The 21,113-nt window shown below is 71.9% G+C and carries 20 protein-coding genes; 11 read left to right on the top strand and 9 right to left on the bottom strand.

Annotated features, from left to right (window positions below):
* The first annotated feature begins 154 nt into the window (after nt 1-154).
* Nucleotides 155-1,708 (top strand): M28 family metallopeptidase, encoded by a 1,554-nt coding sequence (locus ACIQWR_RS17740; RefSeq protein ID WP_404010018.1) that lies wholly within the window; start codon nt 155-157, stop codon nt 1,706-1,708.
* Nucleotides 1,709-1,811: 103 nt separating this feature from the next.
* Here the strand turns inward: ACIQWR_RS17740 and ACIQWR_RS17735 are convergent, their stop codons facing one another.
* Nucleotides 1,812-2,747 carry an SAM-dependent methyltransferase gene (locus ACIQWR_RS17735; protein ID WP_404010145.1) on the bottom strand — a complete coding sequence of 312 codons (936 nt, stop codon included), beginning with the start codon at nt 2,745-2,747 and terminating at the stop codon, nt 1,812-1,814.
* A 178-nt stretch (nt 2,748-2,925) separates the two neighbouring features.
* On the opposite strand from ACIQWR_RS17735, the gene ACIQWR_RS17730 reads away from it, so the two are divergent.
* Nucleotides 2,926-4,119 carry a sensor histidine kinase gene (locus ACIQWR_RS17730; RefSeq protein ID WP_404010016.1) on the top strand — a complete coding sequence of 398 codons (1,194 nt, stop codon included), beginning with the start codon at nt 2,926-2,928 and terminating at the stop codon, nt 4,117-4,119.
* Nucleotides 4,120-4,132: 13 nt separating this feature from the next.
* Here the strand turns inward: ACIQWR_RS17730 and ACIQWR_RS17725 are convergent, their stop codons facing one another.
* Nucleotides 4,133-4,603, bottom strand: a complete 471-nt coding sequence (locus ACIQWR_RS17725) for an NUDIX domain-containing protein (RefSeq protein ID WP_404010013.1) — start codon at nt 4,601-4,603, stop codon at nt 4,133-4,135.
* Nucleotides 4,604-4,701: 98 nt separating this feature from the next.
* On the opposite strand from ACIQWR_RS17725, the gene ACIQWR_RS17720 reads away from it, so the two are divergent.
* The 3 genes from ACIQWR_RS17720 (at nt 4,702) to ACIQWR_RS17710 (ending at nt 7,214) form a co-directional block, all read left to right on the top strand.
* Nucleotides 4,702-5,916, top strand: a complete 1,215-nt coding sequence (locus tag ACIQWR_RS17720; protein WP_404010010.1) for a helix-turn-helix domain-containing protein — start codon at nt 4,702-4,704, stop codon at nt 5,914-5,916.
* A 293-nt stretch (nt 5,917-6,209) separates the two neighbouring features.
* Nucleotides 6,210-6,422 (top strand): hypothetical protein, encoded by a 213-nt coding sequence (locus tag ACIQWR_RS17715; RefSeq protein ID WP_404010009.1) that lies wholly within the window; start codon nt 6,210-6,212, stop codon nt 6,420-6,422.
* Between the two features lie 84 nt (nt 6,423-6,506).
* Nucleotides 6,507-7,214 carry a response regulator gene (locus tag ACIQWR_RS17710; RefSeq protein WP_404010006.1) on the top strand — a complete coding sequence of 236 codons (708 nt, stop codon included), beginning with the start codon at nt 6,507-6,509 and terminating at the stop codon, nt 7,212-7,214.
* Nucleotides 7,215-7,275: 61 nt separating this feature from the next.
* Here the strand turns inward: ACIQWR_RS17710 and ACIQWR_RS17705 are convergent, their stop codons facing one another.
* The gene (locus ACIQWR_RS17705) at nt 7,276-8,622 is read right to left on the bottom strand and encodes a PH domain-containing protein (protein WP_404010003.1); all 1,347 of its coding nucleotides are present in this window, start codon (nt 8,620-8,622) and stop codon (nt 7,276-7,278) included.
* Nucleotides 8,619-9,110: a PH domain-containing protein gene (locus ACIQWR_RS17700; protein WP_404010000.1), complete on the bottom strand. Its 492-nt coding sequence runs from the start codon at nt 9,108-9,110 to the stop codon at nt 8,619-8,621. Before ACIQWR_RS17700 ends, ACIQWR_RS17705 begins: the two co-directional genes overlap by 4 nt.
* 31 nt (nt 9,111-9,141) lie before the next feature.
* On the opposite strand from ACIQWR_RS17700, the gene ACIQWR_RS17695 reads away from it, so the two are divergent.
* The 4 genes from ACIQWR_RS17695 to ACIQWR_RS17680 all read left to right on the top strand — a co-directional run bounded on the left by ACIQWR_RS17695 (nt 9,142) and on the right by ACIQWR_RS17680 (nt 12,953).
* Entirely contained in the window at nt 9,142-10,284 is a 1,143-nt protein-coding gene (locus tag ACIQWR_RS17695; RefSeq protein WP_354380597.1) for an NADH-quinone oxidoreductase subunit D, read from the top strand.
* 117 nt (nt 10,285-10,401) lie between these two features.
* A complete protein-coding gene (locus tag ACIQWR_RS17690; protein WP_404009998.1) occupies nt 10,402-11,256 on the top strand; it encodes an arylamine N-acetyltransferase in 855 nt (284 codons plus the stop codon).
* An 81-nt stretch (nt 11,257-11,337) separates the two neighbouring features.
* Nucleotides 11,338-11,547: a hypothetical protein gene (locus tag ACIQWR_RS17685; RefSeq protein ID WP_354380599.1), complete on the top strand. Its 210-nt coding sequence runs from the start codon at nt 11,338-11,340 to the stop codon at nt 11,545-11,547.
* A 95-nt stretch (nt 11,548-11,642) separates the two neighbouring features.
* Nucleotides 11,643-12,953 carry an alpha/beta hydrolase gene (locus tag ACIQWR_RS17680; RefSeq protein WP_404009995.1) on the top strand — a complete coding sequence of 437 codons (1,311 nt, stop codon included), beginning with the start codon at nt 11,643-11,645 and terminating at the stop codon, nt 12,951-12,953.
* Between the two features lie 89 nt (nt 12,954-13,042).
* Here ACIQWR_RS17680 and ACIQWR_RS17675 read toward each other — a convergent pair whose 3' ends face one another.
* The 4 genes from ACIQWR_RS17675 to ACIQWR_RS17660 form a co-directional block, all read right to left on the bottom strand.
* Nucleotides 13,043-14,200, bottom strand: coding sequence for a hypothetical protein (locus ACIQWR_RS17675; RefSeq protein ID WP_404009993.1), 1,158 nt, complete (start codon nt 14,198-14,200; stop codon nt 13,043-13,045).
* A gap of 131 nt (nt 14,201-14,331) precedes the next feature.
* A complete protein-coding gene (locus ACIQWR_RS17670; RefSeq protein WP_404009990.1) occupies nt 14,332-15,321 on the bottom strand; it encodes an ABC transporter substrate-binding protein in 990 nt (329 codons plus the stop codon).
* Between the two features lie 74 nt (nt 15,322-15,395).
* On the bottom strand, nt 15,396-16,067 hold the full coding sequence (locus ACIQWR_RS17665) for an ABC transporter permease (RefSeq protein ID WP_404009987.1): 672 nt from the start codon (nt 16,065-16,067) through the stop codon (nt 15,396-15,398).
* Nucleotides 16,068-16,071: 4 nt separating this feature from the next.
* Nucleotides 16,072-16,749: an ABC transporter permease gene (locus tag ACIQWR_RS17660; RefSeq protein ID WP_399264947.1), complete on the bottom strand. Its 678-nt coding sequence runs from the start codon at nt 16,747-16,749 to the stop codon at nt 16,072-16,074.
* Between the two features lie 143 nt (nt 16,750-16,892).
* On the opposite strand from ACIQWR_RS17660, the gene ACIQWR_RS17655 reads away from it, so the two are divergent.
* Nucleotides 16,893-17,858 (top strand): ABC transporter ATP-binding protein, encoded by a 966-nt coding sequence (locus ACIQWR_RS17655; RefSeq protein WP_404010142.1) that lies wholly within the window; start codon nt 16,893-16,895, stop codon nt 17,856-17,858.
* Nucleotides 17,859-17,972: 114 nt separating this feature from the next.
* Here the strand turns inward: ACIQWR_RS17655 and ACIQWR_RS17650 are convergent, their stop codons facing one another.
* Nucleotides 17,973-19,082 carry an alpha/beta hydrolase gene (locus ACIQWR_RS17650; protein ID WP_404009984.1) on the bottom strand — a complete coding sequence of 370 codons (1,110 nt, stop codon included), beginning with the start codon at nt 19,080-19,082 and terminating at the stop codon, nt 17,973-17,975.
* A 151-nt stretch (nt 19,083-19,233) separates the two neighbouring features.
* Here ACIQWR_RS17650 and ACIQWR_RS17645 point away from each other — a divergent pair, with 151 nt between their 5' ends.
* Complete coding sequence (locus ACIQWR_RS17645; protein ID WP_404009982.1) at nt 19,234-21,084, top strand: phosphatidylglycerol lysyltransferase domain-containing protein; 1,851 nt, start codon at nt 19,234-19,236, stop codon at nt 21,082-21,084.
* Nucleotides 21,085-21,113 lie beyond the last annotated feature (29 nt).

Here is a 21,113-nt window from a genome sequence, read left to right as displayed (position 1 = left end):
ATTCATAAACCGGAATCGGCGAAAACTCTGGCCATACCGACTCTTTGCTGCCTAACGTGCGTCGCATCAGCCACACAGCTTCTTCACAGCTCCACCAGAGGCTTCTGCCTGCCTGATTACCCGTCTGCCCCGCTTGTCGTGAAAGGACTTCTGCATGCCCTCACGCCGTATAGCCGCAGCCACCGCCGCCCTGGCGGCCGCAGCACTCGTCTCGCCCCTGCTCCTCGCGGGACCGGCCGGAGCCACCGCCTCCAACCCGGTCAGCGACGCCGCGCAGGGTGACGCACTGGCCAAGAAGTTGGTCGCCGAGGCGACGGGCAAGGGGGCCTACAACCACCTGAAGGTGCTGCAGTCCATCGCGGACTACAACAACGGCACCCGGGTGGCCGGTTCGAAGGGCCACGAGCAGTCGGCCACCTACATCAGCCAGGTCCTCAAGGCCGCCGGGTACACGGTCACGAAGAACGAGTTCAACTTCGTGTACGTCGAGGCCGTCGCCCAGAGCCTGACGGTGAACGGGGCCGCGCCCCGCGACGTCCCGATCCACCTGATGACCTACACGGGCAACAGCCCGGCGGGCGGCGTGACCGCCCAGCTGGCCGCCGCGCCGGTCGACGCGGACGGCACCAACGGCTGCGAGCCCGGCGACTTCGCCGCGGGCGCCTTCACGGGCAAGGTCGCGCTGGTCAAGCGCGGCGGCTGCACCTTCGCCGTCAAGCAGACCAACGCGGCCGCGGCCGGCGCGGTCGGCGCGATCATCTACAACAACACCGAGGGCGGGCTGAACGGCACCCTGGGCGACCCGAACGTGGGCAAGATCCCCACCGGCGGCATCACCCAGGCGGACGGCGAGAAGCTCGTCGCCGACCTGGCGACCGCTCCGGTCGAGGTCACCCTGGACGTGCGCGAGCTGCGCGAGAACCGCAAGACCTACAACGTCGTCGCGGAGACCAAGGGCGGCGACGCCGACAACACCGTGTTCCTCGGCGCGCACCTCGACTCGGTCGCGGCGGGCCCCGGCATCAACGACAACGGCTCCGGCTCGGCCGGCATCCTCCAGGTCGCGCAGCGCCTCGCGAGCAGCCAGTCGAAGATCAAGAACAAGGTGAAGTTCGCCTGGTGGTCGGCGGAGGAGTACGGCCTCCTCGGCTCCGAGGCCTACGTCGCCTCGCTCACCCCCGAGCAGCAGAAGCAGATCAAGCTCTACCTGAACTTCGACATGATCGCCTCGCCGAACTCCGCGTACTTCGTCTACGACGGCGACGACTCGGACGCCACCGGCGCGGGCCCCGGCCCGGCGGGCTCGGCCCAGCTGGAGAAGGGGATCACCGACTTCCTCGACTCCAAGAAGGTCCCGCACGAGGGCACGGACTTCTCCGGCCGCTCGGACTACGGCCCCTTCATCGCGGTCGGCATCCCCTCCGGCGGCACCTTCACCGGCGCCGAGGGCCTCAAGACGCCGGAGCAGGCCGCGAAGTTCGGCGGGACGGCCGGGGTCGCCTACGACGTGAACTACCACGGCAAGGGTGACGACATCACCAACATCGACCAGAAGGCGCTCGACATCAACGTCGACGTCATCGCCAACGCCGTCGGCCACTACGCCTACGACCTGGCGCCGCTGGCCCAGCCGGTCGCGTCCCAGCCCACCAACGGCCAGGGCAGTGGTGGCGGCCTGCACGCGGGCCACGACGGCGTGACGGAGTAACCCTCGGGCGCCGTCCCGGCGCCTCCATGGAGAAACGTTCACTCCACCGAGGAACGCTCCTCCACCGGACCGATCCCCTGGCCGGGCCGACCGCGCACCGCGGTCAGCCCGGCCAGGGGCGCGTTCCGACCGGCTGCACGAGCCACCCGAAGTCGCCCAGGCCCCCGCGGGCCGTCAGCTCCGCCGCCTCGCCCGCCGCCGCGAGGCCCCGGACGTAGGCCGCCGGATCCGTCCCGGCCAGCGACAGCGGCGGGCGGGCGCCCGAGACGCCGAGGGCGGCCAGGGCCGCGCGCTGGGTCAGCAGGGCCGCGCCCGGGCCGGCGCAGGCGTCGAGGGCGACGTGCGCGGTGACGTCGGCGGAGCCGTCCGGGACCGCAGGCACCTCCCGGCCCGCGCGGAAACCGGTCAGGGTGCCGAAGGGCGGCCTCGCCTCCCGGGCGTGCGCGTAGTCCACCGCCACCGCCAGGCCGCGCTCCAGCCCCGCCACGGCCGCCGCCCAGGCCTCGTCGCGGGGCCGGCCGATCTCGGCCCGGCCGCCCGCCCCCGGCTCCGCGGGCCACCACCGCTCCAGCCACTCCCGGTCCGCCGGCTCCAGCGGGCCGCCGGGGGACTCCGTACCGTCGGGGGCGACCAGCACGTACCGGCCGTCCCGCGCCACGTCCAGCGGGACGTTGTCGAGCCACTCGTTGGCGAAGAGCAGGCCCGTCACCCCGGCGGGCGGCTCGGCCACCCAGCGGATCCGCGGGTCGAGCCCCGCCGGCTCGCCGGCCCGCTCCACCGCGTACGCCCGCACCCGCGCCGCCACCTGCGGATCCAGCGCCCGCAGCACCCCGGTCAACAGCTCGCCGCGCCCGGCGCCCACGTCGACCAGGTCCAGCCGCGCCGGACGCCCCAGCTCCGCGTCCACCCACGACAGCAGCCGGGCCACGGCGGCCGCGTACAGCGGGGAGGCGTGCACGGAGGTGCGGAAGTGCCCGGCGGGACCCGGGCCGCCCGGACGGACGTAGAAGCCGCCCGGGCCGTACAGCGCGGCCTCCATCGCGACCCGCCACCGCACCGGCCCCGCACCCGTGCGCGTATCCGTACCGATGCCTTCACCCTGAGCTGCCACGACGCAAAGGCTAAGGCCGCCTCCACCTTCGGGAGTACACCCCCCACGCACGGATCGCACCTGTGGTTGACTCCAGCACCTATCCACTGTCCCTACTCTGGGTTACGTGCAGCGCCTCTACGATTTCCTCCGCAGACACCCGACGGGCGTCGACAGCTTCTGGGCTGTCCTCCTCTTCGGGATGGCCATGCTGCAGGTCGCCGGGAGCTACAACACGACGCGCGAGCGGCTGATCGCCGCCCCGACCGTGTTCGCGCTGTGCGCGGTCGTGTCCCTGCGCCGCAAGTGGACCGTCCCCATGCTGTGGCTCACCGTCGGTACGGGCGCCTACCAGCTGGCCACCGGCTCCCAGCCCAACCTGGCCAACCTGGCCATGCTGGTCATCCTCTACACCGTCGCCGCCGGGGACGTGCCGCGCTGGATCTCCCGGACCGCGCTCGGCCTCGGCCTGCTCGCCGCCCCCGTCAGCGGGCTGCGCTGGGGCGTGGACAAGAACGACGCCTACGCCGACGTCTTCTTCATCCTCATGCTGATCGTGCCCTTCGCGCTGGCCTGGGTGCTCGGCGACTCCCTGCGCACCCGGCGGGCCTACTACGCCCAGCTGATCGAGCGCAACCAGCGCCTGGAGGGCGAACGCGCCGCCCAGGCCAAGATCGCCGTGGCCGCCGAGCGCGCCCGGATCGCCCGCGAGCTCCACGACGTCGTCGCCCACAACGTCTCGGTGATGGTCGTCCAGGCCGACGGCGCCGCCTACGTCATGGACGTCGCCCCCGAACAGGCCAAGGAAGCCCTCCAGACGATCTCCGGCACCGGCCGCCAGGCGCTCGCCGAGATGCGCCGCCTGCTCGGCGTCCTGCGCACCGGCGAACCGCAGGAGTCCGAGGACTACGTGCCGCAGCCCGACGTCGAACAGATCGAGGTGCTGGTCGAGCAGGTCCGCACGGCCGGACTCACCGTCGACTTCAAGGTCGAGGGCGCCCCCCGCCCGCTGCCGACCGGCGTCGAGCTGACGGCGTACCGGATCGTCCAGGAAGCCCTCACCAACACCCGCAAGCACGGCGGACCCGATGCCAGCGCGAGCGTCCGGCTCGTCTACTTCGACGACGGGCTCGGCCTGCTCGTCGAGGACACCGGACGCGGGGCGGCCCACGAGCTGTACGAGGACGGCGGCGCGGACGGCGCCGGACACGGCCTGATCGGCATGCGCGAGCGGGTCGGCATGGTCGGCGGAACCCTGGACGCGGGCCCCCGCCCCGGCGGCGGCTTCCGGATCAGCGCCCTGCTCCCGCTCAAGAAGTGACGCCCCGCGCTCCTTACCCCAGGTAGGGCGCGGGACGGTCTTCGAGGAAGTGCCCCAGACGCAACCGCTGCGTGTGGTGCATGGCCAAGGAGTCGAGTTCGGCCGGGTCGACGAACCGCACGTCCGTGCTCTCCTCGGAGACCGCCAGCACACCTCCGACGACGCGCGCCGTGAAGCAGACGTTGAACTGGCGCCGCACCTCGCCGTCGCCGTACGCGATGACGTGGCGCGGGTCGGTGTACGTCCCGACGAGTCCGGTGATCTCGACGTCGAGCCCCGTTTCCTCCTTCACCTCCCGGACGGCGGTACCGGGCAAGGAGTCGCCCATGTCCATGCCCCCGCCGGGCAGCGCCCACAGATCGTTGTCCCGCCGCCGTTGCAGCAGGATGCGCCCCCGGTCATCGGTGACCACCGCCGAGGCCGCGACGACCAGGCTGTTCGGCTCCGGCGCGTGCGGATCGTCGTAGTACTCGGTCCGTGCCATACGTCACCCCTCCACGGGTCGGGCGGTCCCCCACACGGCATTGAAGCGGGATTCCGGACCGCCCACACGGGCACGACGTCCCGGCGTAGCTTCTGGGCATGGCTACTGAGCACTTGGGCGATCGCATGGCCCGGTTGCGCCGTCTCGCCGACCTCACGCAAGAGGGACTGGCCGAACGGTCCGGCGTGTCCGTTGACGTGATCCGGAAGCTGGAACAGAGACGGAAGCACAGCGCACGGCTGCCGACGCTGCACTCACTGGCCAAGGGGCTCGGTATCGAACTGACGGCCCTCCTGGGCGATCCGCCCGCCGTGCCGTCCAGTGGTGAGGCGGACCCGCCTCAGCTCGTTGCCGTCCGGCGCGCGATCATGCCGCCGCTGTTCTCCCCACCCGCCGAACCAACGGGCGTGGAACGGCTGTCCCTGCCCCTTCTGCGGGCCGAACTCTCCGAGGGCTGGACGCTGTACCACGCAGCGGAGTTCGGGCGGCTGCTGGACGTGCTGCCGGGCATCATCGCGGACGCTCGCCTCCTGGCCTCCATCGGCAGCGCGGACCAGCGGGCGGCCGGTCAAGCCGCACTCGGCAAGGCGTTGCAACTGGGCGGACACCTGGCCATCCGTCTCGGCAAGACAGACCTTGCCCTTGCCGCTTTGGAACGTGCCCACGCTGCCGCCGGGGACTCCTCGGATCCGTTGCTCGCCCCCATGGTGTCGAACTCCGTGGCATGGGCCTACCAGCGACAGGCCCGGTTGGACGACGCGCGGAACCTCGCCGTTCATGCCGCTGACGGGGTGGAGCGGGAACACGCGAGCACATCCGAGGGAGTACGTGTCTGGGGTGGCCTCTTGATGTCCGCCGCCACGTCGTACGCCAGGAGCGACGACTACGACACAGCGAACCTGATGATGCGTACGGCGGAACGCGCGGCGGACCGAATGGCCAAGCTTCCGCCACCCGTGGACGGGCGGCTCGTCTCGGTGTTCAGCCGCTCCTCCGTGCGGATCGAACGGGTCCGGCTCGCCGTCCAGCACGAGCGTCCCGGGGAGGCGCTGACGCTGGCCAAGGGCATAAGACTGAGTGCCGACACACCACCCTCGTGGCGCACCTGGCTTTTGCTGGACGTGGCGCGGGCCCATACGGACGTGGGGGATGCCGAGGGGGCTGTGAAGGCTTTGGAGGCTTTGCGGCGCGTCGCGCCCGCCTGGATGCGGCATCACACCTTGGCGGTGGCCATCGTCGGTGATCTTTGGGCGGGCTCCGCGCGGCCGGTCGGGCTGCGAAAGCTCGCTCAGTTCCTCGGGGTCACCGAATAGCGTTGCCGGAGTAGGACGTTGCGTCCCTGTGGCCGTTCGCTCACCGACGGGAGGATCTCAGCACCGACAGCGAGGGGACGCCGAAACATGGCCGCACGCAGCGCGACGGACGTAGATCAGTGGGAGTACGTGACCTATGCGCCCAAGGGCGAGCGCTGTTCCGGCTGCGGGAAGGCGATCGAACCCCTTGAACCCGTCCGCCGGGGACATACGGACCGCTCCTCCGGACCACCCGTCGTGGTCTACCGGCACGCCGGTGGATGCCCCGGTCGGGTCGTGGTCGCGTGAGGGACATGCAGAGCTGGCGGGACGCCCACGTACGGGCCGATGACGCGCGTGAAGCCCTGGTGGCCGCTCTGGCCGCCCTCGGTGTGCCCGAGTCGGCGTGCAGTGCCGTGCGGTCCGTCGTGACCCACACCGGAGCGCCTTGCGTGCAGTTGGGCGTGCTCCCGGCGGATGTGATCGAGCGGGTGGCCGGGGCCCTTCGGGCGACGTCCGCCCGCTGAGGGGGAACCGACCCCCGAACGGCCCCGTGCGGTGGTGGCGAGCGGGACCTCCGGGCGGGGCTCCCGTCTGCGTACCCTGGCGGCATGACTGCCTTTGATGCGCCTTCTCCGGCACGTTCCATCCGCGTGATGCTCGTCGACGACCAGGTGCTGCTGCGCACCGGTTTCCGGATGGTGCTCGCCGCCCAGCCGGACATGGAAGTGGTGGCCGAGGCCGGGAACGGGCTGGAGGCGCTGGAGGTGCTGCGGGCCACGAAGGTGGACGTGGTCCTCATGGACGTCCGCATGCCCAAGCTCGACGGGGTCGAGGCGACCCGTCGGATCTGCGAACCGGACGAGCACCCCAAGGTGATCATCCTGACCACCTTCGACCTCGACGAGTACGCCTTCTCGGGCCTGAAGGCCGGCGCGAGCGGCTTCATGTTGAAGGACGTGCCGCCGGCGGAGCTGCTGGCCGCGATCCGCTCGGTGCACTCCGGTGACGCGGTGGTCGCGCCGTCGACCACGCGCCGGCTGTTGGACCGCTTCGCGCCGATGCTGCCGACCACCTCGGCCGAGCCGCAGAACAAGGACGTCGAGCGGCTCACCGAGCGCGAGCGCGAGGTCATGCTGCTGGTGGCGCAGGGGCTGTCGAACGGGGAGATCGCGGCGCGACTGGTCCTGTCGGAGGCCACGGTCAAGACCCACGTGGGCCGCATCCTGACGAAGCTGAACCTCCGCGACCGCGTCCAGGTCGTCGTCCTGGCCTACGAATCGGGCCTGGTCCGCGCCGGCGGCGGCCCGACCTCCTGACCCGGTCCGACATCGGCCCGCCCGGCCCGCCCGGCCCGCCACGCCCGCCCGGCCCGCCCGGTCAGGTCATCCAGCGGTCCGGGCGGGACGTGGCGCGGGAGGTGCGGGAGCGGACGGCCTGGTCCGCGAGGATCGCCCCCGCGTCCACGGCCCCCCGCAGCCGCGCCGTCACCGTCGCGTTCGCCCCCGTGTCCACGTGCACGTCGGCCACCCCGCACGCCCGGGACCACGGCCCCTGGGTCAGGCGCACGCTCTGCACCTTCGCGTGCGGCACGATCTCCGTGCGCCGGCACACCCTCCCGTGCCGGGCCACGAAGACCTCCGGGGTGACCGCCAGGCCGTACCCCCTCCACCACACCGGCACCATCCACCGCGCCGTGCGCGGCGAGGGCGCGAACTCCAGCCCGGTCAGGTCCACCCCCGGCAGCACCCGCGCGACCACCGCGTACGCCGCCGCCCGCGGAGCCACCGGCACCAGGACGTCGTTCTTCGACCCGGCCACCGCCAGCTCCACCCGCACCCAGTCCCGCCGCCGCCACAGCAGCGGTTCCACGATGCGCACGGTCTGGACCCGCCCCGGCGGCACCGTCTCGTGCGCCCGGTCCGCGAGCCCGTGGTCCAGCCGCAGGCCGTCGGGCGATTCGGCCACCGTCCAGTCGTACTCGGCCAGGAACCGGCCGAGGCTGCGCCCCCACACCGCGCCCAGCAGCGGCACCAGGGTGACGACCGTCGCCCACACGTTGGAGCTGAGCCAGAACACCACCGCCGGCGCCGCCAGCCCGCCCGCGATCGCGGCCCACACGCCCATGCTCAGCAGCAGGGACTCCACCAGCTGCCGGGTCGGCAGCCGCAGCAGCTCGCGGACCGGTGCCTCGCCGACCTCCGCCGCCTCCTCCGGTGCGAAGCCCGCGGCCCGCGCCAGCAGCTCGGCGCGCAGCGCGACGGCCTCCTTCTCGGACAGGAAGGCCAGCTCGTCCTTGTCGTCCGTGCCGATGACGTCGAGCTTGAGCTTCGCGACCCCGGCGATCCGGGCCAGCAACGGCCGGGTGACGTCGACGGCCTGCAAGCGGTCGAGCCGGATGTGCGCGGTGCGCCGGAAGAAGAGCCCGGTGCGGATGCGCAGCTCGGTCGGCGTGACGGCGTAATAGGTGAAGCGCCAGCTCAAGAAGCCGTAGAGGCCCGCCGCGGCGACCACGGCCAGCAGCACGAGCGCCCCGAGACCGCTGCCGAGGTCATGGGCGGCATCCGTGGCCCACTCCTGGGCGCGCTCGCCCTGCTGGACGATGACGCCGCCGATGCCACCGAGGGGCACCCAGGCGCGGCGCAGCGGGGTGAAGGGGTGCAGCCGGCGCTCGACGGCGCCCGCGCCCGCGGCCGCGGGTACGGTCTCCGCCGCGGGCGGCGTCACAGGCCCGCCGACCTTGCCTCGCCGAGCTCGGTCAGCCGGTCGCGCAGCCGTTCCGCTTCCCGCGGGTCCAGCCCGGGGATGGTCGCGTCGGTGGTCGCGGCCGCCGTGTGCAGCTGTACGGACGCCAGCCCGAAGCGACGTTCCAGCGGCCCCGAGGTCACCTCGACCAGCTGCATCCGGCCGTAGGGGACCACCGTCTCCTGCCGCCACATCACACCGCGGCTGATCAGCAGGTCGTCGGCGCGCTCGGCGTACTTCCAGGACCGCCAGTTCCGCCCGAGCAGCACCCAGCACCAGAGCGCCAGCGCGACCCAGACCAGCGCGAACGCCGCCCACGCGGGCCCGACCAGCAACCCGAGCAGAACGCCCGTGGCGAGCGTCAGCAGCCCCAGCCATATCACCAGCAGCAGTCGCCGCAGGGAGAGCAGCCCCCGCGGCAACCCCACCCACACGGGCCCACCCGTCGCGTCCGTCGTCCCCGTTTCCATCCCCCCAGCCTAGGGCTGCGAGAATGCGCGCATGACGGAGACCACGGTCGGCATCGGCGGAGCGGCGGAGAGCACCGACATGGTGCTCAACATCGGCCCCCAGCACCCTTCCACGCACGGCGTGCTGCGCCTGCGCATCGTCCTGGACGGCGAGCGGATCATCTCCGCCGAGCCCGTGGTCGGCTACATGCACCGCGGCGCCGAGAAGCTCTTCGAGGCGCGGGACTACCGCCAGATCGTGATGCTCGCGAACCGCCACGACTGGCTGTCCGCGTTCTCGAACGAGCTGGGCGTGGTCATGGGCGTCGAGCGGATGCTCGGCATGGAGGTGCCCGAGCGCGCGGTGTGGATGCGCACGCTGCTCGCCGAGCTGAACCGGGTGCTGAACCACCTGATGTTCCTCGGGTCCTACCCGCTGGAGCTCGGCGGGATCACCCCGATCTTCCACGCGTTCCGCGAGCGCGAGGAGCTCCAGGCGGTCATGGAGGAGATCTCCGGCGGCCGGATGCACTACATGTTCAACCGCGTCGGCGGCCTCAAGGAGGACCTCCCGGCGGGCTGGCTCGGCCGGGCCCGGGCCGCGGTCGCGGACGTCCGGTCACGGATGCACGTGTACGACGACCTGGTCCACGGGAACGAGATCTTCCGCGGCCGGACCCGCGGGGTCGGCGTCCTGTCGGCGGAGGCGGTGCACGCGTACGGCGTCTCCGGGCCGATCGCCCGCGCCTCGGGCGTGGACTTCGACCTGCGCCGCGACGAGCCCTACCTCGCCTACGGCGAGCTCCAGGACGTCCTCAAGGTGATCACCCGGACCGAGGGCGACTGCCTGGCCCGGTTCGAGTGCCTGCTGGACCAGACCCACAACGCGCTGGACCTCGCGGTGGCCTGCCTGGACCGGATGGAAGAGCTGCCGCCCGGCCCGGTCAACCAGCGCCTGCCGAAGGTGCTGAAGGCGCCGGAGGGCGAGACGTACGCCTGGACCGAGAACCCGCTCGGGATCAACGGCTACTACCTCGTCTCCAAGGGCGAGAAGACCCCGTACCGGCTGAAGCTGCGGTCCGCGTCCTTCAACAACATCCAGGCCCTGGCCGTCCTGCTGCCCGGGCAGCTGGTCGCGGACATGGTGGCCATCCTCGGCTCGCTCTTCTTCGTCGTCGGTGACATCGACAAGTGATCGACCAGTAGCCGCGGTCCACCGAGCCGCGGTCCCGTGCGCCGCTGTCCCGTGCGCCGCGGTCCTGGTCCGAAAGTCTGATCGACAAGCGGAGGGCGAGCCAGCAGGCTGGGGGCCATGACCTCCGGCCTGAGCCCAGCAGTGGTGGGCGCGTACCTGCGGCGGCTCGGCATCGACGAGCCGGAACCGCCCAGCGCCGACGCGCTCTTCGCGCTGCAGCGCGCCCACGTCGAGCGCGTCCCGTACGAGAACCTGGACATCCAGCTCGGACGGCCGCCCGGCATCGATCCCGAGGGCTCCGCGCGGCGGCTGGCCGCCGGGCGCGGCGGCTACTGCTTCCACCTCAACGGCGCCTTCGCCCTGCTCCTGGAAGCCCTCGGCTACGAGGTCGCCCGGCACGTCGGCGGCGTGTACGACGACCGCGCCGCCCGGAAGGTCAGCGGCAACCACCTCGCGCTGAGCGTCCGGGTGGGGGGCGGGGCGTACTTCGTGGACACCGGACTCGGCGACGGGCCGTACGAGCCGATCCCGCTGCGCGAGGGCCGCTGGACGCAGGGCGGCTTCGACTACTCCCTCACCCCGCTCAAGAACCGCACGGGGTGGAGCTTCGAGAACGTGGGCGGACCCTTCCCCGTGATGAACTTCCGCTCGGCCACGGCGACGATGGCCGACTTCGCGGCCGAGCACGTCCGGCTCACCACCGCCGCCGACTCCGGCTTCGTCCGGACGCTGGCCGCGCTGCGCCGGGACGCGACCGGGATGGACGTGCTGCGCGGACGCACCCTGAGCCGGGTCGAGGCGCACACGGACCCGGTCAAGCGGGAGCTGGCCACCCCCGAGGAGTTCTTCGAGGTGCTGGCCGGCGTCTTCGGGCGGGAGCTGGACGACCTGGACGCGGCGGACCGGGCCGCGCTGTGGGCGCGGGCGACCGCCCCGGTGGACCGCGGGGAGAAGCAACAGCAGGAGGCGTAGCGACCGTAGGGGCGTAGGGACCGTAGGGGTGCAGAGCCCGTGGTGGAGGGCGATGTCCGTGCGAGGGGGCAGACTTGGGCCATGTCCCACTCCCCCCGCCGTGCCTGCCCCACCTGCGGACGCGACTGCGCCGTGACCGCCGGTCGGATCGCCCGCCACGATCCCCCGGGCGGTCGCGGTGAGCTGGTCTCCTGCCCGGGCTCGCGGGCGCGCGTGGTGCTGGGCGCGTCCGCACCGACGCTCGACGGGTTCGTACTCGCGGAGCATCCGGGGCAACTCCCCCTGTTCTGAGGGCCACCGGAGAACCGGAGAAGGGGGACAGCCCCCGCCCGCGACCGGGGGCCGCCCGGATGTCGACGCGCGGGCGGCGGAAATAGCTTCGACCCATGACGACGCAGACGACGCAGACGACGCAGACGAAGCCGCCGACCCGGAGAACGAGAAGAACGAAGAGAACGCGGAACCCGTGGCTACGACGCGGCGCCGCCGCCGTGGCCCTGGCCGCCGTGCTGGGGGGCGTCGCGGCCCCGGCCGCCCTCGCCGCGACCCCCGCCACGACGAACGCCACCACGACCGCCGCTGCCACCGGCGCCCGCGGCACCCTGATCTCCGTCACCCCGCTCGCCGAACTGACCCGCGAGCAGGTCGGCGCGTACGTCGGGGCCATCGGGATCGGCTCCGACACCGTCCGCCACGGGGTCAGCGCCTACCGCCTGACCTACGCGACGATCACGCCGCAGGGCCGGCCGACCACCGCCACCGGGCTCCTGGTGCTGCCGCGCGGCGGCCCGCACCGCCTCGACCTGGTCTCCGACACGCACGGCACCACGGTCTTCCGGGGCGACGCCCCCTCCGGCGCCGGCGACTTCGGCCGGATCACCCCCTACCTGCACGCCGCCGCCGGGCGGGCGGTCGCCGCGCCCGACTACCTGGGCCTGGGCGGCGGGAGCGGCAGCCACCCCTACATGGACCAGAAGTCCGCCGTCAGCGCCGGCCTCGACATGCTCCGGGCGGCCCGCACGGCCGCGGACCGGCTGGGGCGCCCGCTGACCGGCGACGTGTACGCGACCGGCTTCTCCCAGGGCGGTCAGGTCGCGATGGCCCTGGGCCGCGAGCTGTCCTCGGTCCGGACCGGCTTCCGGCTGCGCGGCCTGGCCCCGATGGCCGGCCCGTACGACATCGCCGGCGCGGAGCTGCCCGGGCTCACCGACGGCCGCATCGACCCACTGACCGGCGTCTTCTACCTGTCCTACTACCTGACCGCGCAGAACAAGCTGCACCGGCTGTACGCGGACCCCGCCGAGGTGTTCAAGGCCCCGTACGCGAGCACGCTGGAGGGCCTGTTCGACGGCAGCCACACCGAGGAGGAGGTGGTCGCCGGGCTGCCGGCCACCCTGGACGGGCTGCTCACCCCGGCCTGGGCCGAGCAGGTCAGACACCCGAGCGGCGCCTTCGCCGCGGCGATCGCCGCGAACGACGACGCCTGCGACTGGAAGCCCGCCGCGCCCGTACGGCTCTACGCCGCGGCCGGCGACCGGGACGTGCCGATCGCCAACGCCCGCTCCTGCGCCGCCGACCTGGCGCGCCACGGGGTCCGCGCCCCGGTGCTGGACCAGGGTGCGGAAACGGACCACCGGGGCACGGCGGTGCGCTCCGCCCCTCAGGTGGTCCGCTGGTTCGACGCGCTCGGCCGCTGACCCCGGCCGGGGCCGGGGCCCGCGGGCCAAGAGATCTAGGAGGTCGAGGAGATCTAGGAGATCTAGGAGGTCGAGGAGATCTAGGAGATCTAGGAGATCGCGGTGCGCAGCTGCGCGACGTCGATCGGCTCGGTCTCGTCGTGCGCGGTCAGGTCGATGACCTGGCCCACGGCGCGCAGTTCGGGCGTGGAGGGCTTGAACTGCGCCTGGCCCGCCTCCGCCACCGACTCGGCCTTGTGCGCAGCCAGCACCTCGGCTCCCACGACGTCGGCGAGGTCCTCGTTCTGCACCGCCTCGATCACGGCGCGGGCCTGGGCCGCGGTCTTGGTGCCGAAGAAGTCGAAGCCGCCCTCGACGCGGGAGACCGTACGGCGCTGCGCGGCGTAGGGGGCCACGGTGGCCGCGAGCCGCCGGGCCGGGACCGCGGCGGTCGGGCCGGACCGGGTGTGCGCGACGGCCTGCTGCGGGGCGGCCTGCTGCCGGGCGGGGGCGGCGGCAACGCCGGAGGCGCCGCCGGCGCTGGATTCCGCTTCCGCCCCCGGTGCGGCTTCCACTTGGGTGTCGGGTGCCGTCGCGGCCACCGCGCCCTGAGTGGCGGAGCCGGTCGGACCGGTGGTCCGTGCCCCGGGCTTCGGCACCTCGGGCCGGTCGGACCCCTCGGCCTCCGTCTTGCGGGCGAGGGCGCCCAGGGCCGCATTGGCGCGGGCGTACCCGACCGGGGTGGGCGCGCCGCTCGCGGTGCGCTCCTCGGAGACCGCCGGGAGCACCTTCGGTGCGACGGCGGGGGCCGCGGCGGCCTCGATGGCCAGCAGTCGCCGGCCTTCCAGCGCGCTCGCGCGCTCGGTCTCGGCCGTCGCGTACCGGCGCAGGAGCGCCGCGTGCTCGCCGCGCAGGCCCGCCAGTTCGACCCGCTTGGCCCGCAGCTTGGCGTCCAGCCTGGTGCGCAGCGCGCGCGATTCCTCCAGGTCGGACTCCAGCTCGGCTATCCGCTCGTCGGTGCGCCACTCGTCCTTGACCCGGTCGCGGGTCAGCTCCGCGACGCGGCGCCCGGCCGCCCGGTCCCAGGCGCGCATGACGACGGCGGCGGTGACTCCGGCCGCGCCCGCGAAGGCCACGAGCAGCCGTAGCGCCACGGGTTCCGCGAGCAGCCAGGCCACGCCCGCGCTGGTGATCGAGGCACCTGCGAGGGTCGTCGGCGTGAGCAACCGGTGCAGGGGTTCGGGATTGCGGTGGCGTCCACGGGGCATGGCCTGAAATTTACAGGGCGTAGGGAGCTCATGGGGTAACCGCCCGGCAATCTGTTCCCGGGCAGTTACCCGTCATTTGCCCATCAATCGTGTAACTGCTCGCGACCCGCGTCTCCTTGGCCGCTCCCGGGTTACTTCTTCAGCAGTCCCTTCGACTCCAGATAGGCCTTCGCGACGTCCGCGGGCTTGGCGCGCTCGGCGTCCACCTTGCGGTTCAGATCGACCAGATCGGCCGTCGTGAGCGCCTTGGTGAGCTTGTCGAGGGCGGCCGCGACCTCCGGCGTCCCGGCGTCCTTGGCGTTGACCACGGGCAGGACGTTGTCCGCGTTCTGGAGCTTCTTGTCGTCCTCCAGCAGCACCAGGCCGTAGCTGTCGAGGGTGGCGTCGGTGGTCGTGGTGAGCACGAGCTGGTCGACGCCGTCCTTGACGGCCTGCTTGGACTGCGGGGTACCGACGCCCTTGGGGTCAATACCGGAAATGTCGATTCCGTATGTCTTCTTCAATCCCACGGCGCAGAACGGGCGGACGGTGCATTCGTCACTCGCCGCGATCTTCACCTTCAGTCCGGACCTACCCAGGTCGGAAAGGGACTTGAGGTTGTTCTTCTGCGCGAATTCCTTGGTCACCGCGAAGGCGTTCTGGTCGACCGCGGCGCCGGCCGGGAGCACCTTGAGCCCGAGCGGGCCCGCGAGCTTCTCCAGGGCGGCGACCGTCGCCGTCACGTCACTGGAGGCGACCGGCTTGTCCTCGGGTGCCTTCGAGCCGTTCACCTTGGCGTTGAGGAACTCCGCGAGGGTGGCCGCGTACTCCGGGACGACGTCGATCTCGCCCTTCTCCAGCGACGGCTCGTACAGCTCGCGGTTGTTGACCGTGGTGATCGAGGTGCCGTAGCCCGCGTCCCGCAGGACCTGCGCGTACAGCTCGGCCAGCACGTTCGACTCGGTGAAGCCGGCCGCGCCGATGACCAGCTTGCCCTTGCCCCCGGAGGACGAGGAGGAAGAGGAGGCCGACGTGTCGCCGTCCTTCGTCTTCTCCAGGCTGTCACCGCCGCACGCGGAGAGCGAAGCGGTGAGGGCCACCGCACCCAGTGTCGCGCCGAGGATGCGCGTGGTCTTGCCCATGGTTGCTCCGTTCAGGAGTCGAGAAGCAGGGATGTCGAGAAGCATGTATGCCGAGAAACGAGAAGCGAGGTGTGTCAGCTGGCCGGCGCCCCGGAACGCAGCAGCAGCCGGTCCACGGCCACCAGCGCCCCCTCCACCACCAGGGCGAGCGCCGCCACCAGCAGGGCCCCCGCGATGACCTGCGGGGTGTTGAAGGTGTTGAACCCGGCCGTGATGATGCGGCCCAGACCGCCCTGACCGACCATGGCCGCGATCGTCGCGGTCGCGATGACCTGGACCGCCGCCGAGCGCAGACCGGTCATCACCAGGGGGCGCGCGAGCGGCAGTTCCACCCGCAGGAAGAGCTGACCGCCCGACATGCCCATGCCCCGGGCCGCCTCCACCACCGAGCGGTCCACCTCCCGCATGCCGACGTAGGCATTGGTCAGCAGGGGCGGCACGGCGAACAGCACCAGCGCGATGATCGTCGGGACGTAGCCCGCGCTGCGCAGCGGCGAGACCATGAACAGCGCGAGGACGGCGAAGACCGGGACGGCCCGACCGACGTTGGACACGTTGACGGCGAGGGCGCCGCCCTTGCCGAGGTGGCCGAGCCACAGGCCGATCGGCAGGGCCACCGCGCAGGCGAGGGCGAGCGCCACCCCGCTCACGAAGGCGTGCTCCGCGAGCCGGTGCCAGACCCCGCTCTCGCCGGACCAGTTGGCACCGTCCGCCAGCCAGTCCCAGGCGTCCGCCAGCACTCCCATCGGCTCAGCCCTCCTGTACGGCGCGGGTCCACGGGGTGACCAGCCGCTGCACGCCGAGCAGCAACAGGTCGGCCACCAGGGCGAGCAGCACGCACAGCACGGAGGCGGTGAGCACCTGGGCCTTGAAGGAGCTGTTGACCGCGGGCGCGATCAGATTGCCGAGGCCGCCCTTGCCGACGATCGAACCGACCGTCGTGAGCGCGACCGTCGAGACCGTGGCGATACGGACCCCCGCGAGCAGGGCCGGCAGCGCCAGCGGCAGTTCGACCTGCCACAGCAGCCGGGTCGGCCCGTACCCCATGCCGCGCGCCGCCTCGCGGACCTCCTCCGGCACACCTTCCAGCCCGGCCAGGACATTGCGGACGAGGATCGTCAGCGAGTAGAGGACCAGGCCGGTCACCACGAGGGAGGCCGACAGCCCGAAGAAGGGCAGCAGCAGCGAGAACATGGCGAGCGAGGGGATCGTGTAGAGCAGGGTGGTCAGGCCCAGCACCGGCGCGGCCCAGCGCCGGCCCCGACGGGCCAGCAGGGCCAGCGGTACGGAGACCGCGACGCCGATGAGGACGGAGACCGCGGTGATCCAGACGTGCTCCAGGGTGGCGTCGGTCAGCTCCTGGCTGCGGGAAGTGACGTAGTCCCAACAGATCCAGTCGTTCGCCACCAGGCAGTTCTGCCCGGCCATGGCGCTCACCCCCCGTCACCGATCCCCTCGCCGAACACGTGTACAGCGACCATAACCCCAGCCACCGACAACGGCCGGAATCATTCGCAACGGGGCAACACTCCCTTTACAAAACCCCACCCTGCTTAAGGAAAGATGGCGTGGTGATCCGATTCGAGCATGTGACCAAGCGTTACCCCGACGGAACGACCGCGGTGGAGGACCTGTCCTTCGAGGTGGCCGAGGGCGAGCTGGTCACCCTCGTCGGCCCGTCCGGCTGCGGCAAGACGACCACGATGAAGATGGTCAACCGGCTGATCGAGCCGACCGGCGGCAGGATCCTGCTCAAGGGCGAGGACATCGCGGCCGCCGACCCCGTCGAACTGCGCCGCCGGATCGGCTACGTCATCCAGCAGGTCGGCCTCTTCCCGCACAAGACGGTGCTGGAGAACACCGCGACCGTCCCCCAGCTCGTGGGCACGCCGAAGGCGAAGGCCCGCGCCCGGGCGGCCGAGCTGCTCGAACTGGTGGGACTGGATCCGGCCACCTACGGGGGCCGCTACCCCCAGCAGCTGTCGGGCGGTCAGCGCCAGCGCGTGGGCGTGGCCCGGGCGCTCGCCGCCGACCCGCCCGTCCTGCTGATGGACGAGCCGTTCGGCGCGGTGGACCCGGTGGTCCGCGAGCGGCTGCAGAACGACCTGCTGGCCCTGCAGAAGTCCGTGCACAAGACGATCCTGCTGGTCACGCACGACCTGGAGGAGGCGATCCGGCTCGGCGACCGCATCGCCGTCTACGGCCAGGGCACCATCGAGCAGTTCGCGAGCCCGGCCGCCGTGCTGGGCGCGCCCGCCACGGAGTACGTCGCCCACTTCGTGGGCAGCGACCGGGGGCTCAAGCGGCTCGCGGTGACCGCGGTGGCGGCGGCCGACCTGGCCCCGTCGGACGGGCACGGCGCGCCCGCCGCGTCGGTGGCGCTGGGGGCGACGCTGCGCGAGGCGCTGGCGGCGCTGCTCCAGGAGGACTCGGGCCGGATCGGGGTCACGGATCCGGCGTCCGGCGCGCTGGTCGGCGTACTCACTCCGGAGGGCGTGCACCGGGCACTGCGCCGGGCGGAGTTCCAGGGGGCCTGAGCCCGGCGGGCCGCGGTACGGGCCCGCCCACCCCGCGCCCGGCCCCGCACAGACGTGTGACCGGCCACGTCGGGCCGGTCACGGGTCTGCGCACTGCTGGGGGTGTCCGGTGGCTCAGGCCTGGACCCGCTTGCTCAGCCACTCCATCATCGGGGGGATCTCGCGGCGCCAGGTGTTGAAGTTGTGGCCGCCGCTGTCGAGGATGATCGAGGAGACCCGGTCCGGGCCCTTGACGCCCTTGATGAACTTGCGGGTGTCGCCGAGGTTCGGCTCGCCCTTCTCACTGCTGGTGACCAGGAACGACGTGCCCGTCGGGGGCTTGGCCGCCAGGCTCTTCAGCACGTCGGCGCGGTCCTTGAGCTTGGCGTCGCCGTGGAAGAGGTCACCGGTGGTCGGGTCGTTCGGGGCCTCGTAGTAGGCGGACAGGCCCACGGCCGTACCGAAGGTCTTCGGGTGGTGCGCGGCGATCTTCAGGGCGCAGTAGCCGCCCGTCGAGTTGCCGATGAAGGCCATGTTCTCGGCCTTCTTGCCGACCCGGAAGGTCGACTGGATCGCCTTCGGCAGGTCCTGCGCGAAGAAGGTCTCGGTCTGCGGACCGCCCGGGACGTCCACGCACTCGGTGTCGCGCGGCGGGGCGACGGTCGGGCGGAGCATGACCAGGATCATCGGCTTCATCTTGCCCGCCTTGGCCTGCTTGTAGGCCGTCATCGGGTAGTTCAGCCCTTTGATCAGGTTCTCCGCCGTGCCCGGGTAGCCGGTCAGGACGATCCCGGCCGGAAAGTTGGCCTTCGCGTGCTGCGGCTGGAAGTACTCCGGCGGCAGCCAGACGTAGCCCGGGCTCTCTATCTTCGACTTCTCACCCGCTATCGAGACCTTCAGGATCTGTCCGCCGACGGCCGGGCGGGCGCCCCCGGGGACGTCGAGCTTCTGCTTGTCGACGACCTTGATGTCCTTGCTGCTCATCGAGTGGTCGACGACCTTGCCCATCGTGGTCTCCTGGCCGAAGAGGTCGGCCCAGGATCCGTAGAAGAGGAAGGACTTGTTGGCCGCGAGGCCGACTGCGGAGAACAGCGCCAGCTGCGTCGCGAGCAGGAGCGCGATGCGACCGGTGTACGCACGGAACGTGCGGCCCGAGAGCCGCGGCCAGAACCAGACCGTTGCCGCGAACAGCAGCACACCGGCGATGATGGCCAACGCCAGAACCAGATTGCTGGTGAGACCCATGAGCAGTAAGCCGTCTTTCTGAGTGGCAGGACGAGTTTTTCCGAAGAAGGAGTGAACCCGCTCCCCCTTCGCGTCGTCCTACTGGACGCACCACACTCCGAAGGCTGTCAGGGCCTTCGGTCAATGATCTCTCGCGGAGCAACGGGAAGCGATGTCTAGCAGGATAGATGGCGATAAGTCGGGACAGGTTCCGAGTCGGGTCCGCCGAATCCTTCGCGGGCCACGACCGGAGGCCGTACCCGGGCTGGTAGGCACGGCCGTCATGATCGTCGGATTCCTCGACATCATCGCCGGTGTCTTCCCGCGCTTTCGGCACAGCAGGATCCACGCCTTCACCGAGGTGATCCCCGGATCGCTCGGCCCCTTCGCCGCCGCCCTCGCCATCAGCGCGGGCGTGCTGCTCCTTCTGCTCGCGCACGGCCTCAAGCGCCGCAAGCGCCGGGCCTGGCGGGCGGCGGTCGTCCTGCTGCCCGCGGGCGCGGTGGCGCAGTTCACCTACCGGCACTCGATCGTCGGCGTGCTGCTGGCCGCGGCGCTCCTCGCGCTGCTGCTGCGCCATCAGGGTGAATTCAAGGCGCTGCCGGATCCGCGCAGCCGCTGGAAGGCCCTGGCCAACTTCGTCCTGATGAGCGCGGGCTCGATCGGCCTCGGTCTGGTCATCGTGAACTCGCACCCGGGCAAGGTCGTCGGCGACCCGAGCCTGTACGAGCAGATCACCCACGTCGTCTACGGCATCTTCGGCTTCGAGGGTCCCGTCGACTACGCCGGCCGGGTGTCCTGGACCGTCGGCTACTCCCTCGGCGCGCTCGGCATGCTGACCGCGCTGACCACCATGTACCTCGCCTTCCGCCCCGAGCACCCGGCCGCGCGGCTCACCGAGGACGACGAGACCAAGCTGCGCGAGCTGCTCACCAAGCACGGCGGCCGCGACTCGCTCGGCCACTTCGCGCTCCGTCGCGACAAGGCCGTCGTCTTCTCCCCCAGCGGCAAGGCCGCCGTCACCTACCGCGTCGTCTCCAGCGTGATGCTCGCCTCCGGCGACCCCATAGGAGACGTCGAGGCCTGGCCCGGCGCGATCGAGCGCTTCATGGAGGAGGCCAAGGCCCACTCCTGGACCCCGGCCGTCGTCGGCTGCTCCGAGACCGGCGGCGAGGTGTGGACCCGCGAGACCGGTCTGGACGCCCTGGAGCTGGGCGACGAGGCGATCGTCGACGTCAAAGACTTCTCCCTCTCCGGGCGCGCGATGCGCAACGTCCGCCAGATGGTCAAGCGCATCGAGCGCAACGGCTACACGACCAAGGTCCGGCGCGTCAGCGAGCTGACCGAGGGCGAGCTGGAGCAGGTGCGCGGCGCCGCGGAGGCCTGGCGCGGCACCGACACCGAGCGCGGCTTCTCCATGGCCCTGGGCCGGGTCGGCGACCCGGGTGACGGTGACTGCTTCATCGCCACCGCCCACCGCGTCCAGGAGGGCGACACCAGCCCGTACGGCGACCTGAAGGCTGTCCTCCACTTCGTCCCGTGGGGCAAGGACGGCATGTCGCTGGAGATGATGCGCCGCGACCGCGCCGCCGACCCCGGCATGAACGAGCTGCTGATCGTGGCCTCCCTGGAGGCCTCGCCCGGGCTGGGCATCGAGAAGGTCTCGCTGAACTTCGCGATGTTCCGCGCGGCGCTCGCCCGCGGCGAGAAGATCGGCGCCGGCCCGGTCCTGCGCATGTGGCGCGGACTGCTGGTCTTCCTCTCGCGCTGGTTCCAGATCGAGTCGCTGTACAAGTTCAACGAGAAGTTCCGGCCCCGCTGGGAGCCGCGCTTCATGGTCTACCGCAGCAGCCGCGACCTGCCCCGCATCGGTTTCGCCGTGATGCAGGCGGAGGGCTTCGTGACCGTCGCCCTGCCGCGCCTCTTCGCCGCCCGCCGGCGCCCGAAGCCGGTCCGCACCTGCGCGCACGACCACGACGCCACCGTGCCGTCCCAGGCCGACCGCAAGGTCCAGGCGGCGTAACCGCGGTGCGCACCCGCGTACGAACACCA

The organism is Streptomyces sp. NPDC098789 (assembly GCF_044759975.1).
Taxonomy (GTDB): Bacteria; Actinomycetota; Actinomycetes; order Streptomycetales; family Streptomycetaceae; genus Streptomyces.
The sequence above is the reverse complement of the archived record's forward strand: the minus strand, read 5'-3'. Positions and strand labels throughout refer to the sequence as shown.

What these genes read in the sequence shown, in the direction of transcription:
- ACIQWR_RS17740 (WP_404010018.1), top strand. Translation starts at nt 155, where the DNA reads ATGCCCTCACGCCGTATAGCCGCAGCCACCGCCGCCCTGGCGGCCGCA.
- ACIQWR_RS17735 (WP_404010145.1), bottom strand. Translation starts at nt 2,747, where the DNA reads ATGGAGGCCGCGCTGTACGGCCCGGGCGGCTTCTACGTCCGTCCGGGC.
- ACIQWR_RS17725 (WP_404010013.1), bottom strand. Translation starts at nt 4,603, where the DNA reads ATGGCACGGACCGAGTACTACGACGATCCGCACGCGCCGGAGCCGAAC.
- ACIQWR_RS17720 (WP_404010010.1), top strand. Translation starts at nt 4,702, where the DNA reads ATGGCTACTGAGCACTTGGGCGATCGCATGGCCCGGTTGCGCCGTCTC.
- ACIQWR_RS17715 (WP_404010009.1), top strand. Translation starts at nt 6,210, where the DNA reads ATGCAGAGCTGGCGGGACGCCCACGTACGGGCCGATGACGCGCGTGAA.
- ACIQWR_RS17710 (WP_404010006.1), top strand. Translation starts at nt 6,507, where the DNA reads ATGACTGCCTTTGATGCGCCTTCTCCGGCACGTTCCATCCGCGTGATG.
- ACIQWR_RS17700 (WP_404010000.1), bottom strand. Translation starts at nt 9,110, where the DNA reads ATGGAAACGGGGACGACGGACGCGACGGGTGGGCCCGTGTGGGTGGGG.
- ACIQWR_RS17695 (WP_354380597.1), top strand. Translation starts at nt 9,142, where the DNA reads ATGACGGAGACCACGGTCGGCATCGGCGGAGCGGCGGAGAGCACCGAC.
- ACIQWR_RS17690 (WP_404009998.1), top strand. Translation starts at nt 10,402, where the DNA reads ATGACCTCCGGCCTGAGCCCAGCAGTGGTGGGCGCGTACCTGCGGCGG.
- ACIQWR_RS17685 (WP_354380599.1), top strand. Translation starts at nt 11,338, where the DNA reads ATGTCCCACTCCCCCCGCCGTGCCTGCCCCACCTGCGGACGCGACTGC.
- ACIQWR_RS17680 (WP_404009995.1), top strand. Translation starts at nt 11,643, where the DNA reads ATGACGACGCAGACGACGCAGACGACGCAGACGAAGCCGCCGACCCGG.
- ACIQWR_RS17675 (WP_404009993.1), bottom strand. Translation starts at nt 14,200, where the DNA reads ATGCCCCGTGGACGCCACCGCAATCCCGAACCCCTGCACCGGTTGCTC.
- ACIQWR_RS17670 (WP_404009990.1), bottom strand. Translation starts at nt 15,321, where the DNA reads ATGGGCAAGACCACGCGCATCCTCGGCGCGACACTGGGTGCGGTGGCC.
- ACIQWR_RS17665 (WP_404009987.1), bottom strand. Translation starts at nt 16,067, where the DNA reads ATGGGAGTGCTGGCGGACGCCTGGGACTGGCTGGCGGACGGTGCCAAC.
- ACIQWR_RS17660 (WP_399264947.1), bottom strand. Translation starts at nt 16,749, where the DNA reads ATGGCCGGGCAGAACTGCCTGGTGGCGAACGACTGGATCTGTTGGGAC.
- ACIQWR_RS17650 (WP_404009984.1), bottom strand. Translation starts at nt 19,082, where the DNA reads ATGGGTCTCACCAGCAATCTGGTTCTGGCGTTGGCCATCATCGCCGGT.
- ACIQWR_RS17645 (WP_404009982.1), top strand. Translation starts at nt 19,234, where the DNA reads ATGTCTAGCAGGATAGATGGCGATAAGTCGGGACAGGTTCCGAGTCGG.